Below are 15,277 nucleotides of genomic sequence, written 5' to 3'. Positions count from 1 at the left end.
GCTTTTGTTTAATAGTTTGTGATAAGAACTTCTCTGGTCACCAGTTCTGTCTTTTTGGACTGATAATTGCTGTTTTTGTAATTATAATTTATGGCATGTGTATGATATTGTCTCTTCCATCTCATCAGTTCCTCATTGCGCACACCTTTATGTTCTGTAACATTTGACAAAGCAAATTGAACACCCTGTCTGTCCAGTCTGTCCAGCAATTCAAACAATGCCAGATCATCTTCTACATTCCAGCCTTCAAAGCCTCTTTTTCCGTCATTATAGCTGGCTGTTGTGATTCGATACGGCGGATCAGCATACAAAAAATCTCCCTGACCCAGAAAACGCAGGTCAAGGTTATGAAAATTGCTGCTGCTGAACTCAATATTCCTGAGGCGTTCATGAAAAGCGATCAGATTCTCCCTCATTCTGGGATTAAAGCTGCTTCTGTTCCGTCCGAAAGGATTATTAAATTCACGGCTGTTATTAAATCTGAACTGATAATTAAAAGAATAGCACACCAGTACATATAGTTCTATGGAATCACGTTCTTCCACAGGCTTTGAATTGTAATGTGATCTGAATTGCAGATATTCATTTTCATTTGTCATGCTCAGATTCCACTCTTTTATAATGGAATCAATTCTGTCCAGCAGTTCATCAACTGTAAGTCTCTGAAAAGCCCTGTAAATGTCGATTACAAAAAAGTTGATATCATTTGCAAATATCCGGTTTGCAGTCACATTTGTACACACATCACAGCCGCCTGCAAACAGATCATACATTGTATTAATTCTTCCCGGGAAAAATCTCATTATTTTGGGCAGCATTTTGTATTTACCCCCAATATAATTTAACGGTGACTTGTAATATGGCATTTAATTTCTCCTACTTTTCAAAAAAATATAGTTGTTCTTTGACTCCTCCCGGAGTTGTTCCTGCATTATTATAACGTCTGTAATTCATCTGGATCAGTTCAAACGTACCTGGTCTTGCATATTTCATACAGATTTCTGTCAGTTTCTCTGTAGGCAGCAGTCCCTCATTATTGTAACTTATCAGCACATAACGGGTCTGTGCTTCCTGGATCAGCCTGTCAAAAGCCCCCTCAACTTTTCTTGACATACAGAAATCTGATTTCTGCATCTCATAATCACGCATTCCTGTCACTCCGTGGATTGCCGGATTGTCATAGCGTGCAATTGTTTCCAGCACATGGTAATTCGGCAGATACTGTCTGGAATTATACGGCGGATCCGCATACAGAAGATCTCCTCTGATATTCGCTTTCGGCAGCAATGTATCACAGTTTTCATTAAAAAACTCAACATGTCCCCTGTGAATTATTACAGGTCTTTTCAAGACAAGGGAATTATACGTTCTCTTATCCCAGTGTTTCAGATATGCACCGTATACTCCTGCAATATTACTTACATAAGGGACTGCCGCAATCAGTGATGCAAGAAGGTAAAAGTATTCATCGTCATCAATCCGAGCCTGTTGTTTCCATTTTTCAATCGTCATCCTGATAATATCTATTCTGACTGCATTATCATTCTGAAAATACATACGTTTTATATCATCATGTGGAGAATAATTCTGATAAACAAAACATTCTTTCAGATCAAAGCCACTTTTTTCCAGGGAAAGGCTGTTCAGAAAATCTATCGGGTCATCTATACCGTTATTTCTGAGATTGTCAAATGCCGGAACCATATCCAAAGCGGTTGTTCCTCTGTTTAATACATATGAAAAATACATAATGTCATTTCCAATAACATTATAATTCTTTTCTTTCAGATATGCTGCAACAGCCCCGCTGCCTGAAAACACATCAATCACTGTATTGACATTCTGCATCTTCATATCAATAACATTTTCAATATCGCCCAATAAATTTGTCTTCCCGCCTATATATCTCACGTCTCTTCACTTCCCGGATCATTTATCTTTTCAAATTACAGAATCCGTAACTGATCAGTACCCTCACAGTTACCAGAATTCTTACATTATATCTTAATGCATTCCCGAAATCAACAGAATTCTTCCTCTGTACAGGTTACAAAAAAGACCCCGCAGTTTCCTGCGAGGCCTTTTGATGCCGAAGTATGCAAGAGAAGCTGCCAGTGGCAGGTTCTCTGTATTAGTTTATTCTGCTGTATCAGTCGTTCTGATGAGGCAGTCTTGCATCGATCATGTTCATCAGATGATCTGTGCAGTGAAGCGGTGCTACAAAAGCAGCATCTTTTACTGCAACAAGTTTTGCATCTTTGCAGTCCAGAACACCACCGGAGATCTGTCCCATTTCTGCATAACGATAAACCGGAAGTTTATCATTCATGTCATCAGAAATGTCTTCTACATCATCATATGGCATTTCGATCTCATATACATGAGCCAGTTCTGCAGCAACTTCCCAGTTAGAGAATACTACATCTTCTTCAATAGCCTGTTCTACCGGCTGAAGTCTGCGCTCTGTATTTGTAAATGTACCATATGTGGAAGCAAATCCTGTTCCAGGGATCACAACATCTGCAAGTTTTGCAGTTTCTGTCATATGAGTATCACAAACCATCAGGAATACAAGATTCTTCAGAAGCTCTGTATCTGGATCTTCACCAAATACGAGAAGTGCTTTCACACCTTCCAGAGCTTCAGCTCCTGCTGTAACTCCCAGATCCACAAGACCCTGGCTGTTATTCTTAGCTTTCAGCATAAGGATACCGTCACGGGCTTTTCCGATGTGACCGGAAACAACAGCGATATCAGACAGTAATTCAGCAGCTTCAACGCTTACTACATTCTGCTGGAATACGATCATTGCTCTCTTGGCATTTGCATAAAGTTCAGCAACTTCTTTTACTTCGTCGCATACATCTGCTCCTTCAACGGAAGCCTTGAATGCATCGAATCCTTCTTTATCTGCACCCTTGCCCATATCAGCGAGAACTTTGGCAACACCTTTGAAGAATCCAAGAGTATTGTCAGTTGTAACTGTCTTATAAACAAAACTCATGTGATCCTGCTCATATCCTTCCGGATTTACGAGGATAACCTTTGCTCCGTTCTTTGCAGCCTGTTTCAGTTTCAGACGGATAACCTGATTTTCTTTTGCAACAAATCCTGCACACAGGATTACTTCTGCAGAAAGCAGTTCGTCAATTGTGTTCGGAGATGCATCTACACCCAGAACATTCTTCAGACCGTTTTCTCTGTTATTGAAGCAAAGTGTCTTGGCTCCGATAGCATCTGCGAAGGATTTGATCACAAATGCTTCTTCGTTTGTATATCTGTCAGAAATTGCAACTGCAACTGCATCTTTGCCATATTTGGCAGCAAGAGCTTCAGCTTTCTTGGTTGTGAGCACAAATGCTTCATGATAATCAACTTCTGTAAGCTGTCCGTCTTTTCTTGCCATAGGATCAAGGATCTTGTCTTCCATAACAGCACAGTCAAATCCGAATTTACCACGTCCGCAGAGAAGTCCTTTATTGACAGCACCTTCTCTGTCAGGCATAGCTTTTACAAGCATATCGCCATATGTTTCCAGATGCATGGAGCATCCAACAGAACAATAAGCACAGGTAGTATCTGTAACATCTGTATCCAGCGGAACAGATTTTTCCAGGGAAAGATTTTCCTGAAGTGCACCTGTCGGGCAGACACTTACGCACTGTCCACAGGAAATACATCCTGTCTCTGTAAGAGGCTGTTCCAGAGCCGGCATTACAACTGTATCGAATCCACGTTTAACAAGACCAAGTGCGCCAACGCCCATAACTTCATCACAGGCACGTACACAGAGTCCGCAGAGGATACACTTGTTAGGATCTCTCAGGATGAACGGATGCTCATCATGGAAATCAACTTCGTTAATATCTCCTGCAAAACGTTCCGGATCAACACCATACATATTTGCATAGGAAATCAGTTTACATTCAAAGTAATCTTTACAGCCACATTCCAGACAACGATGAGCTTCTTCTACAGCCTGCTCTTCATCATATCCGAATACAACTTCTGTAAAGTTATCTTTTCTTTCTTCCGCATTCAGCTGTTCCATAGTCGGACGGCACATTCTTTCACGGTCTTCAAATGTAGCTGCTGTTACGTCTTTCTTTGTTACGTAATAGTTTGGCTCATATTTGATTTCTTCTCCGCGAAGATATGCATCAACGATCAGATAGCTCTTCTTTGCATCTCCGATTGCTTCTACAGCGATGGAAATCTTGTCATTACCACAGTCACCACCGGCAAATACGCCAGGGATTGCTGTCATATATGTATCTTTGTCGTATACAAGGCCGCCCTTACGTGTAAGTTCTGCGCCTTCAATACCTGCTGCATTTACTCTCTGACCGATTGCAAGGATAACAGTATCAACATCAATTGTTTCTGTTTTGCCTTCTACCGGAATAGGAGCACGACGTCCGGAAGCATCCGGCTCACCAAGTTCCATAACCTGAAGTACCATCTGACGGCAGTGACCGTTCTCATCAGAGATGATTTCCAGCGGGTTTGTCAGGTTCAGGAAGATTACGCCTTCTTCTTCTGCTTCTTCGATCTCAAGCATATCTGCCGGCATTTCATCCTTGGTTCTTCTGTAGATATTGTAAACCTTGTCAGCGCCAAGACGTACTGCTGTACGGCATGCGTCCATGGCTGTGTTACCACCACCAACGATAGCAACATTTTTGCCAAGGTCGATTGTCTCATTACGTACAACTTTGCGAAGGAAGTCGATACCACCGATAACGCCTTCTGCATCTTCACCCTTGCAGCGAACACCGGTAGATACCCATGCACCGATACCTACGCATACCGCATCATAATCTCTGCGGATAACGTCAAAAGAAATATCCTCGCCAATTTTTGTGTTTGTAACCATAGTTACGCCCATTTTTTCAAGAACAGCGATTTCTTCATCCAGTGTTTCCTTAGGAAGACGATATTCCGGAATACCATAGCGGAGCATACCGCCAAGTTTCGGCATTGCCTCATAAATTGTAACATCATGTCCCAGCTGACGAAGGAAGTATGCCATGGAAATACCATAAGGGCCACCACCGATAACAGCTACGTTCTTACCAGTATCCGGTTCACAGTCTGGAACAAACGGATCTTCACCAAATTCATCTGTATCAGCTGCAAAGCGTTTCAGGTTTGCGATTGCAACAGGTTCATCAACCAGTCCACGACGGCATGCAGTCTCACATGGATGAGGACATACACGTCCGATGGCACCCGGAAGCGGGATATTGTCTCTGATCAGTTTGATAGCTTCTTCAAACTGTCCGTTGGCGATCAGACCTACATAACCCTGGCAGTCTGTTCCTGCCGGACAGGCCTGCATACACGGTGGACGACAGTCACCTTTATGGTTGGAAAGAAGAAGTTCCAGGTTTGTTTTTCTGGATTCAAGTACACGTTTGGTATTTGTATGAATGATCATGTTCGGAGCAATCTCTGTTGCACATGCTTTCCAGAGCTTCGGATTGCCTTCCATTTCTACCATACACAGACCACATGCACCATAGATTTCTGTTCTTTCATCATAGCAAAGAGTAGGAATAAAAATATCATTCTCTTTGCAGACTTCAAGAATCGTCTGGCCCGGAAGTCCGTAGACTTCTTTTCCATCGATATTTAATCTGTATTTATTCACAGTCTACACCTCCTATTAAACTCTCTCTACTGCATTAAATTTACAGGATTCTTCACACTTACCACATTTGATACATACAGAAGGATCGATCTTATGCTGTTTTTTCTTTTCACCGCTGATCGCGCCAACCGGGCAGTGTCTTGCACAGGCACCGCAGCCTTTACATGCATCTGTGATCTCATAATGAATGAGAGCCTTACAGGATTTTGCGGTACATTTATGATTATAAATATGATCTTCGTATTCATTGCGGAAATAGCGAATTGTAGTAAGAACCGGGTTCGGAGCAGTCTGACCAAGGCCACACATAGCACCATCTTTGATCTTGCCTGCCAGTTCTTCCAGAAGTTCGATATCTCCGTCTTTGCCTTCACCTTTTGTGATTCTTTCAAGAATCTCAAGCATTCTCTTTGTACCGATACGGCAGTAATTACATTTACCACAGGATTCTTTCTTTGTGAAGTCAAGGAAGAAACGTGCCATATCTACCATACAGGTATCTTCGTCCATAACGATCATACCGCCGGAACCAACGATAGCACCTGTTTTGTTGATATCTTCATATGTAACCGGTGTATCAATAAGCTGTGCCGGGATACATCCGCCGGACGGTCCACCCATCTGAACAGCTTTGAATTCTTTGTCATTTTTGATACCGCCACCGATATTGTAGATAACTTCACGAAGAGTCATTCCCATAGGTACTTCTACAAGACCGCCCTTCTTGATCTTACCTGCAAGAGCGAATACCTTGGATCCTTTGGACTTCTCAGCGCCTCTGTCAGCAAAAGCCTGTCCGCCGTTATTGATGATCCATGCAACGTTTGCGTAGGTTTCTACGTTATTGATATTGGTTGGAAGTTTCCAGTAACCCTTCTGTGCCGGGAAAGGAGGTTTCAGACGCGGCATACCACGTTCACCTTCCAGAGATGCGATAAGAGCAGTTTCCTCACCACATACGAATGCACCTGCACCTGCTTTGATACGGATATCAAAATCAAATCCGGATCCGAAAATATTTTTGCCGAGGAAACCTTTTTCTCTGGCCTGAGCCATAGCGATTTCCAGACGTGCGATAGCAAGCGGATACTCAGCACGACAGTAAATAATACCTTCTGTTGCGCCTGCTGCAAATCCACCGATAGTCATACCTTCAAGAAGGGAATGCGGGTCACCTTCCAGTACGGAACGGTCCATAAATGCACCCGGGTCACCTTCGTCTGCATTACAGACCATATATTTCTGTGCGCCCTTGTTGGACTTGATCGCATTCCATTTGAACCATGTAGGGAATCCGGCACCACCACGTCCACGGAGTCCGGAAATCTTGATCTCTTCGATAACCTGATCCGGTGTCATAGTTGTGACAACTTTTTTGGCTGCCTCATATCCACCTACAGCAATATACTCTTCAATCTTCTCAGGGTTGATCTGTCCGCAGTTACGGAGAACGATTCTCTGCTGCTGAGAAAGAAAAGCTTCATCTTCAACAGAAATTGCATATTTTTCTACTGGTTTACCGCCGATGAGATGTTCATTTACAATCTCTTCGACTTTATCCGGTGTACATTTTACATATCTTGTTTCCAGCTTACCGTCATCGCCATAAACATCAACGATAGGTTCCAGATAACAGGTACCAATACATCCGGTTTTGTCAAGTGTTACATTTGTAAGATTTTTTTCATCTATGATACGCTGGAACTCATTAGAAGTCTTTTTTGCTCCGGTAGCAATACCACAGCTGCCCTGTCCTACAACAACTTTCATATTTCTACCTCCTCCTATGCGTTCTGCGCTTTGTAATCATCAAGAATCTTCTTAACAGATGATTTTGTCAGATTTCCAAATGTTTCTTCACCATCTACTGTTTTTACCATCATAACCGGTGCCAGTGAACAGCAGCCAAGACAGGCTACGTTATTCAGTGTAAACAATCCGTCTTCTGTTGTTTCTCCATCCTTGATTCCAAGATGTTCACAGACAGCTTCTTCAATCATATCTGATCCATTTACATGACAGGCAGTACCTTTGCAGAGCATGATAAGGTATTTACCTACAGGCTGTAAACGGAACTGAGCATAGAATGTTGCAACTCCATAGATTTTTGCGGGCATGATTCCGGTTCTTTCAGCGATGTAATTGATAGCATCCATAGAAAGATAGCCGTAGATATCCTGTGTCTGCTGAAGAATGGTAATCAGGCTTCCAGGTACTTTTGCATATTTTTCAAGTACCGGAGCCAGTTCAGCGAAATCCGCGTTTCCGCTATTCTGACATCCACACGTATTACTCATATGTTTTGTCCCTCCTGTATAGATAATTTAAACATAACTACTCATTCTTTTGTATTATATCACAAACAGAGGAACATTCAAAGAAAAAAGTAGATTATCTAACAATAACTTTGTTAAAAGCAGTTAACTTTTTATACTTTTCCATCTATCAATTGGTGCAATTTATCAAGAGCATCTCTTATTCCGCCTACTTCATCGATCAGTCCCTCAGCCACTGCCTCAGGTCCTTCAAGCATTGTCCCGACATCTTTTACAAGCTGTGTGGTATCAAGCATCAGTTCCTCAAGTCTCTTCTTGGAAGTATGTGAATGCTGTGACACAAAAGTCGTAATGCGGTCCTGGATTTTTTCCATATTGCGATATGTCTGTGCAACACCAATAAACATACCACTGCTGCGAACCGGATGGATCACCATTGTAGCTGACGGTACAATAAAAGAATAATCAGCAGAAACTGCCATAGGCACACCGATGGAATGGCCGCCTCCAAGTACCAGCGATACAGTCGGGACACTTAAAGAGGCAATCATTTCCGCTATGGCAAGTCCTGCTTCTACATCTCCTCCTACTGTATTCAGAAGGATCAGAAGTCCTTCTATTGCCTCATCATCTTCGATCATTGCCAGTTTTGGAAGAACATGTTCGTATTTTGTTGTTTTGCTTTGTGAAGGTGATGATTCATGTCCCTCCACTTCTCCGATCACCGTAAGAAGTTCAACTTTATGTTTTCTCAGATTTTTATTAAGGACCACCTGTCCCATTTCTGTGATCTGTTTATTTTGTGCTTCCTCTTTTTCCAGACTGTCCTCCTGCCGTGGCTGTTCCTGTTCTTTTTTATTTTCGGACATAAAAAATACCTCCATGCTTTTATTCATGAAGGTATTCTGTGTAAAATCCCGGAAACTATTCATCAGGATTTCTTTTCAGATCATTCGTCCCAGTTTGTCCAGACATCAGTAACATCATCATCTTCATCGAGAAGATCAAGTGTTCTCTGAATGTTCTTGATATCTTTTTCGTCTGTAAGTGCCACATATGTCTGCGGAACCATGGCGATCTGTGCTTCCAGCATCGGGATTCCCTCTTTCTCAAGAGCTTCACGTACAGCACTGAAGTCATCAGGAGCAGTCAGTACCTCGTAGCTGTCTTCCTCTTCATTGAAGTCTTCTGCACCGGCATCAAGAGCGATCATCATCAGTTCATCTGCATCCATCTCGCCTTTTTCATCTTCCAGTTCTTCCTTGCCAATAATAATCTGACCTTTCTGATCAAACATGAAAGACACACAACCCTGTGTTCCAATGCTACCATAGCCTTTTGTAAATGCATTTCTTACATTGCTGGCTGTACGGTTTTTGTTGTCAGTCAGAGTCTCTACGATAATTGCGACACCATTCGGGCCATATCCTTCGTAAGTAGCACGCTCATAGCTGTCTGCTGAGTCAGCACCTGCAGCTTTTTTGATACCACGCTCAATTGTATCGTTCGGCATGTTGTTTGCTTTCGCCTTGGCAATGACATCACGAAGCTTGCTGTTGTTATTCGGATCTGCGCCGCCTGCTTTGACAGCCATAACGATCTCACGTCCGATGACTGTAAAGATCTTGCCTTTTTTGGCGTCGTTTTTCTCCTTTTTATGTTTTATGTTTGCAAATTTTGAATGTCCTGACATTTCTCACTTTCTCCTTCTGTTTCTTTATCGTTTATTTTTTCGGCACGCACCCTTCCAAGAGTCCTGTTCCCCAGTGAAAGGATTTTGAAGCGATAACCGTTTGCAACAATTTCTTTTCCCAGATCTTCCTCTGTCGGTATATGTCCCAGCATTTCTGTCAGATAGCCGTTCAGTGTTTCCATCTGAACATCACCAAAAGTAATTCCCAGTTCTTCTTCCACATCGTCAAGTGAAGTCAGAGCATCAATCAGTACACTGTTGTCTGTCTGTGTACGGATCCTTGTTTCGTCCTGATCATATTCATCCAGAATATCACCCACAATCTCCTCCAGAATATCTTCCATCGTGACAATACCTGAAGTCTGTCCATATTCATCTACCACAATTGCCATGTGAACCTGTCTGCTCTGCATGTTACGGAAAAGTTCTCCGATATTTCTTGTCTCCGGAACAAACGTTGCCTTGCGGATCAGTCCCGGCAGTTCTTTCAGCGGCTTATACTTTGCCCAGGAATTTTCCGTCATAAATTTCAGTGCATCCTTATAATGAATCATACCCCGGATATCATCCAGATCCTCACCATATACAGGATAACGGGAATTTCCCTGCTCCAGCATGGTATTTACAACACTCTTCAGAAGGTCATCAAGCTGAAAAGCAACAATACCTGCTCTGTGAGTCATTACAGACTCTGCTTCTGTATCACTGAAAGCAAAAATATTCTGTATCATTTCCGCTTCATCTTTCTGGAGCACGCCCTGTTCATGCGCTTCATCAACCATAGAGATAATCTCTTCTTCTGTAACAGCATCCTGCCTGTCACCCGTTGCAATACCAAACAGACTGGCAGCCAACCTGGATATCCACGTAATAAAAAATGTCAGCGGATACAGTATCATAACCATACGATACACAAAATTCACATATCTATATGCAAATTTCTGTGAACGGTATGCACCGATTCTCCTGAAAGTCAGAATTCCAAAAGACGCAAGAATGATCACACTCAATGCAAAAAGCAGGATCAGTGCCGGCAAATTATCTATGTAACGGTGTGAAATCCGGGTAAGCCACGGAATCAGAAACACACCGGTAAAAATTCCTGATGCTGTAACGATCAGTGGTATAGCATTTACATATCTTACCGGATCATCAAGTAATTCTCTGAGACGTTTTGCCTTGATATCTCCCTCTTCTGCACCTTTATCAATCTCATTTTCACTGAGATTCCTGATTGCCGCTGCAAATCCATAAAAAATCCCATTGATCACAAGCAGCAAAAACAACACAACAAGCCCTAAAAAGGGCCATCGACTGCCATCATCCATTCTTATCTCTTATTCCTCCATATCGGTATATCTCATCAGTGAAATGCTGCTGCAGGTTCAGATTCAAATCTGCATAATTACTGATAAAATATAGCACTTTGTCCGTGGTTCGTCAAGAATAACAACCTAAAAAGTAAGTTCCAGGCTGATTTCAAGAGCATGATTTACACGGTCAAGCATTGCCTGATCCAGATGACATACCTTATCTTTCAGTCTTCTTTTATCAATTGTACGAAGCTGTTCCAGCAGGATTACTGAATCTTTTTCTATTCCATATGAAGACGCATCAATCTCTATATGCGTAGGAAGCTTCGCCTTGTTCATCTTGGAAGTAATCGCAGCGCAGATCACAGTCGGACTGTGCCGATTGCCCACATCGTTCTGAATAATAAGCACAGGACGTATTCCTCCCTGTTCACTGCCGACAACCGGTCTCAGATCTGCATAAAATATATCCCCTCTTTTAATTACCACACAATTCACACTCCGATTCTTCTGCCACATGATCCTGTCCTGCAGCATTCTATTTTGGAATTAGTATTTCCACTTTTGTCCTGTGTATTCATGCGTGGTTTTTTTGTCACTGCCCCGGCAGCATTTTATCTGTTTTAACGACCTTTCCTATTCAAAAAAAGTCAGATCTCCCCAGTCCTTTCCGTCTTTTATATATACTCTCGGCACACGTTTGCTGATATCACAGGCAAATTCATAAGAAAAACGCCCTGACATATCACCAAAGGTTTCTATACTGATAAACTCATCTCCGTCTTTTCCGATCAGAGTTACCTCATCTCCGTTTTTTACATCTGGAATTTCCGTAACATCAACCATGAACTGATCCATGCAGACTCTTCCAAGGATCGGTGCTTTCTTTCCATGGATCAGCACCCAGCCTTTGCCTGAAAGAGTCCGCGGATAACCATCTGCATAACCGACCGGTATTGTAGCCACACGAAGTTTTTTATCTGCGACATAAGTACCGCCATAGCTGACAGCTGCTCCCGGCTCCAGATCTTTTACATAGGTTACATGGCTTTTCAGTTCCATTGCAGGAATCAGTCTGACAATATCTCTTTCCACATCAGCAGACGGATAGATTCCATAGATTGTAATGCCGGCTCTTACCATATTTAAATTAGCTTCTTTCATACGGATGATACCGGCGCTGTTGGAGCAGTGTTTTAATGGTATCTCAATTCCCGCTTTATCAAGAAGCTCCACAAATGCCAGATAACGGTTCAGCTGGTCCACTGCAGGTGTCACATCTGTTTCGTCTGCACGGGCAAAATGTGTGAACATCCCTTCAATCTCCACATTCTGCAGTTCGGATATCTTACGGATCTCTTCTACGCTTTCCGGAGAGTCTGCAAAGCCAATACGGCTCATACCTGTATCAAGACCAATATGAATATGTACATTTTTCCCCTGACGCACAGCCTCTTCTGAAAGCTTCTGTGCTGTCTCATACTCACAGACTGTCATACGGACTTCATGATCGATCAGCTCTCTGTAATATTCTTCAAACACAAGTCCCAGAATCAGCACAGGCTTTTTGATCCCTGCTCTTTTCAGCTGCAGTGCCTCTTCAGCAGTTGCGGTTGCAAATCCCCAGATATAATCATAATTTTCAACCAGACGCGCAATAGCTTCTGCTCCATGTCCGTATCCGTCCGCCTTGATCACAGCAACAATCTTTGTGCCATCTGTGATATTTTTCTTCATTTCTTCAAAATTGTGAGCAATTGCATCCAGTGATACCACTGCCCTGACTCTGTCAAATTTTTTCATTTTTTTCTCCTCTTAGTATCCCTGAAACATTCTTAAAAATATCTCCTGCTTTCATGCCGCACATTCCGTTTTTTTCTGCCGCTCTGTCACCTGCAAGCCCATGAAGGTATACTCCTGCTGCTGCCATCTCCGCCAGGTCAGCCTCTGTTTCTGTTCTTTTCCTGCACATAACACCTGCAAGAATACCCGAAAGTGTATCTCCGCTTCCTGCTGTAGCCATTCCCGGATTTCCCGAAATATTAATCCATGCTTCCCCGGAAGGTCCGGAAGTCACCGTACAGGCATCTTTCAGTACACAGACACATTGTTTCTCCACTGCAAGTTCCGCAGCCGCTTTTACAGCATCTGATTTCAGTTCCTCAATTGTTTTTCCCGTAAGACGTGCCATCTCGCCCATATGCGGTGTCAGAATCACGTTTTTCCCGATATGTTTCCACATATCAGGATTCTTCGAAAGAAGATTCAGCCCGTCTGCATCAAGAACCACACGCTTGCTGTCCTGATATGCTTTCTGAAGAAACCAGCTGATCTTTGCGACAGTTTCTTTTTCCATACCGATTCCAGGTCCGATGATAAGTACATCACACCAGTCATAATCTTTCTTCATGGAAATTTCATCATCTGTATTTTCTGAGATCATCGCTTCAGGAAGAAGCGTCTGAAGAGGGATTCTGTTTGCTTCTGCTGTACGGATCTTTACCATCCCCGCCCCCGATGCAAAAGCACCCTCAGAACAAAGATAAGCTGCGCCACACATTCCTGTGCTTCCCGACACTGCAAGAACTTTTCCGAATGTGCCCTTATTTCCATCCGGTTTTCTGTCTGCCAGGAATGCAAGATCTGACGTTTCCGCCTGCCAGAGCTTTCTGTCTGATGTTTCCGTTATGTCATCTTTGTAAATGCCAATATCAGCAGTCACAACACGTCCTGCCAGCAGTCTGCCGGGATAAAGAAGAAGTCCTGCTTTGCAGAAAGCAAAAGTCACAGTAAGATCCGCATGGAAAGCAATGCCCCATTCTTTTCCTGTATCTCCATCTACTCCTGAAGGAATATCAACAGCAACCTTCCACGCTTTTGCTTTGTTTATTCTGCTGATCAGTTCTCTGTATCGACCTTCTACCTGACGGGTCAGCCCGATTCCGAAAATGGCATCTACTATAGTAGTATATTCTCCCGGATCCGGGTTATTCACAACAGGTACATGATAATTCTCTGCAATTCTCAGCTGCCGGACAGTTTCTTCTGTCATATGTTCCGGATTTCCCGCCATCTGTATCTCTGCATCATATCCATGCAGAAACAGAATTCTTGCAATGGCAATCCCGTCACCTCCGTTATTTCCGCTTCCACAGACGCAGAGTATCTTCTGTTTTCCGGCAGTCGTTCTGAAATGTGCCTCCATTTCGTCCACGGTTTTCAGTGCTGCCCTCTCCATAAGGACCAGTGACGGAATCCCTTTGTTAACGATCGTATTTCCATCCAGTGCTTTCATCTGTCTGCATGTAACAATTGATTTCATATGCCACCTCCCGGCATTTAGAATATATTTTCCACAAAGCAAAAACAGCTGTTACGCAGCCTCTTCTTTATTGAAGAGCCGGGTAACAGCCTGTCCTGTCATCACTTTATGATTGCTGCTTGTCATCATGTTCCTGGCGATACTGGCTGAGATTGTATGACAGTGTCATAAGGCTCTCAGAAAGATGTACATTCTCAACGATCACATCTGGCGGAGTATCCAGATCAATATGCGCAAAATTCCAGATTGCCCTGATTCCGTTTTCGATCAGGATATCTGCCATATCCCCCGCCTTGTTTTTTGGCAGTGTAAGAATCGCAATCTCAATATTGTTTTCTTTCAGAAAGAAAGGAAGTTCACTGATCATCTGTATCTCGATTCCGCGAACTGCAATTCCCTCAAGAACCGGATTAATATCAAAGATACCTTTCAGTTTGAAACCTCTTTTCTCAAAGTCTACATAGTTTGCAAGTGCCTGACCCAGGTTACCGGCACCGACAATGATCATTGGATGAACTGTGTCCAGTCCAAGGATCTTTCCAATTTCCGTATATAAATATTTCACATTATATCCGTAACCCTGCTGACCAAATCCCCCGAAATTATTTAAATCCTGACGGATCTGAGAAGCTGTTACACGCATTTTCTTACTAAGATCATTGGAAGAAATACGTTCTACATTATCTTCCAGAAGTTCACCAAGGTAACGATAATAACGCGGCAGTCTCTTAATTACAGCTTTTGATATCTGTTTTGCTTCCACCGTTGTCCCTCCTTATGTTTTCCCTGTTAATTATAACGAAATGACAATTTAATGTCAATCAATGTTGCCGATTCTGTGCAAAAATTCAGGTGTTTTCCTTTACAAAGGTCTGTTTTGCACTTATAATCATACCGTATATTTACTTTTGGAGCTAACTATATAAAAATCAAGTAGTTTTTTAGAAAAATTGAATTTTAGTTAGCAAAAGTATGTACCTTGAAAATATGTGAATAATTATGGATTTTATGGCACGACAA

At 42.5% G+C, this 15,277-nt stretch carries 12 protein-coding genes; all 12 read right to left on the bottom strand.

Going from position 1 to position 15,277, the window contains the following annotated elements:
* Positions 1-8: 8 nt before the first annotated feature.
* The 12 genes from ACTNB8_RS00060 to ACTNB8_RS00005 all read right to left on the bottom strand — a co-directional run bounded on the left by ACTNB8_RS00060 (position 9) and on the right by ACTNB8_RS00005 (position 15,020).
* Complete coding sequence (locus ACTNB8_RS00060) at positions 9-866, bottom strand: DNA adenine methylase (RefSeq protein WP_441051150.1); 858 nt, start codon at positions 864-866, stop codon at positions 9-11.
* A 10-nt stretch (positions 867-876) separates the two neighbouring features.
* Entirely contained in the window at positions 877-1,911 is a 1,035-nt protein-coding gene (locus tag ACTNB8_RS00055) for a DNA adenine methylase (RefSeq protein WP_441051148.1), read from the bottom strand.
* 238 nt (positions 1,912-2,149) lie between these two features.
* The gene (locus ACTNB8_RS00050) at positions 2,150-5,653 is read right to left on the bottom strand and encodes an FAD-dependent oxidoreductase (protein WP_441051147.1); all 3,504 of its coding nucleotides are present in this window, start codon (positions 5,651-5,653) and stop codon (positions 2,150-2,152) included.
* A gap of 15 nt (positions 5,654-5,668) precedes the next feature.
* Positions 5,669-7,423 carry an NADH-ubiquinone oxidoreductase-F iron-sulfur binding region domain-containing protein gene (locus ACTNB8_RS00045; RefSeq protein WP_441051146.1) on the bottom strand — a complete coding sequence of 585 codons (1,755 nt, stop codon included), beginning with the start codon at positions 7,421-7,423 and terminating at the stop codon, positions 5,669-5,671.
* A gap of 14 nt (positions 7,424-7,437) precedes the next feature.
* Positions 7,438-7,950: an NADH-quinone oxidoreductase subunit NuoE gene (nuoE, locus tag ACTNB8_RS00040; RefSeq protein ID WP_296157756.1), complete on the bottom strand. Its 513-nt coding sequence runs from the start codon at positions 7,948-7,950 to the stop codon at positions 7,438-7,440.
* 131 nt (positions 7,951-8,081) lie between these two features.
* Positions 8,082-8,798 (bottom strand): ClpP family protease, encoded by a 717-nt coding sequence (locus ACTNB8_RS00035; protein WP_441051143.1) that lies wholly within the window; start codon positions 8,796-8,798, stop codon positions 8,082-8,084.
* Positions 8,799-8,878: 80 nt separating this feature from the next.
* Entirely contained in the window at positions 8,879-9,622 is a 744-nt protein-coding gene (locus tag ACTNB8_RS00030) for a YebC/PmpR family DNA-binding transcriptional regulator (protein ID WP_441051140.1), read from the bottom strand.
* Positions 9,592-10,950: a hemolysin family protein gene (locus tag ACTNB8_RS00025; protein ID WP_441051138.1), complete on the bottom strand. Its 1,359-nt coding sequence runs from the start codon at positions 10,948-10,950 to the stop codon at positions 9,592-9,594. The genes ACTNB8_RS00030 and ACTNB8_RS00025 overlap by 31 nt, the downstream gene beginning before the upstream one ends.
* A gap of 126 nt (positions 10,951-11,076) precedes the next feature.
* Positions 11,077-11,454 carry a type II toxin-antitoxin system PemK/MazF family toxin gene (locus ACTNB8_RS00020; protein ID WP_441051135.1) on the bottom strand — a complete coding sequence of 126 codons (378 nt, stop codon included), beginning with the start codon at positions 11,452-11,454 and terminating at the stop codon, positions 11,077-11,079.
* 117 nt (positions 11,455-11,571) lie between these two features.
* Positions 11,572-12,738, bottom strand: coding sequence for an alanine racemase (gene alr, locus ACTNB8_RS00015; protein WP_441051133.1), 1,167 nt, complete (start codon positions 12,736-12,738; stop codon positions 11,572-11,574).
* Positions 12,725-14,257 (bottom strand): NAD(P)H-hydrate dehydratase, encoded by a 1,533-nt coding sequence (locus ACTNB8_RS00010; protein ID WP_441051131.1) that lies wholly within the window; start codon positions 14,255-14,257, stop codon positions 12,725-12,727. The genes alr and ACTNB8_RS00010 overlap by 14 nt, the downstream gene beginning before the upstream one ends.
* Before the next feature lie 106 nt (positions 14,258-14,363).
* Positions 14,364-15,020, bottom strand: a complete 657-nt coding sequence (locus ACTNB8_RS00005) for a redox-sensing transcriptional repressor Rex (protein WP_441051129.1) — start codon at positions 15,018-15,020, stop codon at positions 14,364-14,366.
* Between the last annotated feature and the right edge of the window lie 257 nt (positions 15,021-15,277).

It is taken from the genome of Blautia sp. HCP28S3_G10 (genome assembly GCF_052065235.1).
Taxonomy (GTDB): Bacteria; Bacillota; Clostridia; order Lachnospirales; family Lachnospiraceae; genus Blautia_A.
The sequence above is the reverse complement of the archived record's forward strand: the minus strand, read 5'-3'. Positions and strand labels throughout refer to the sequence as shown.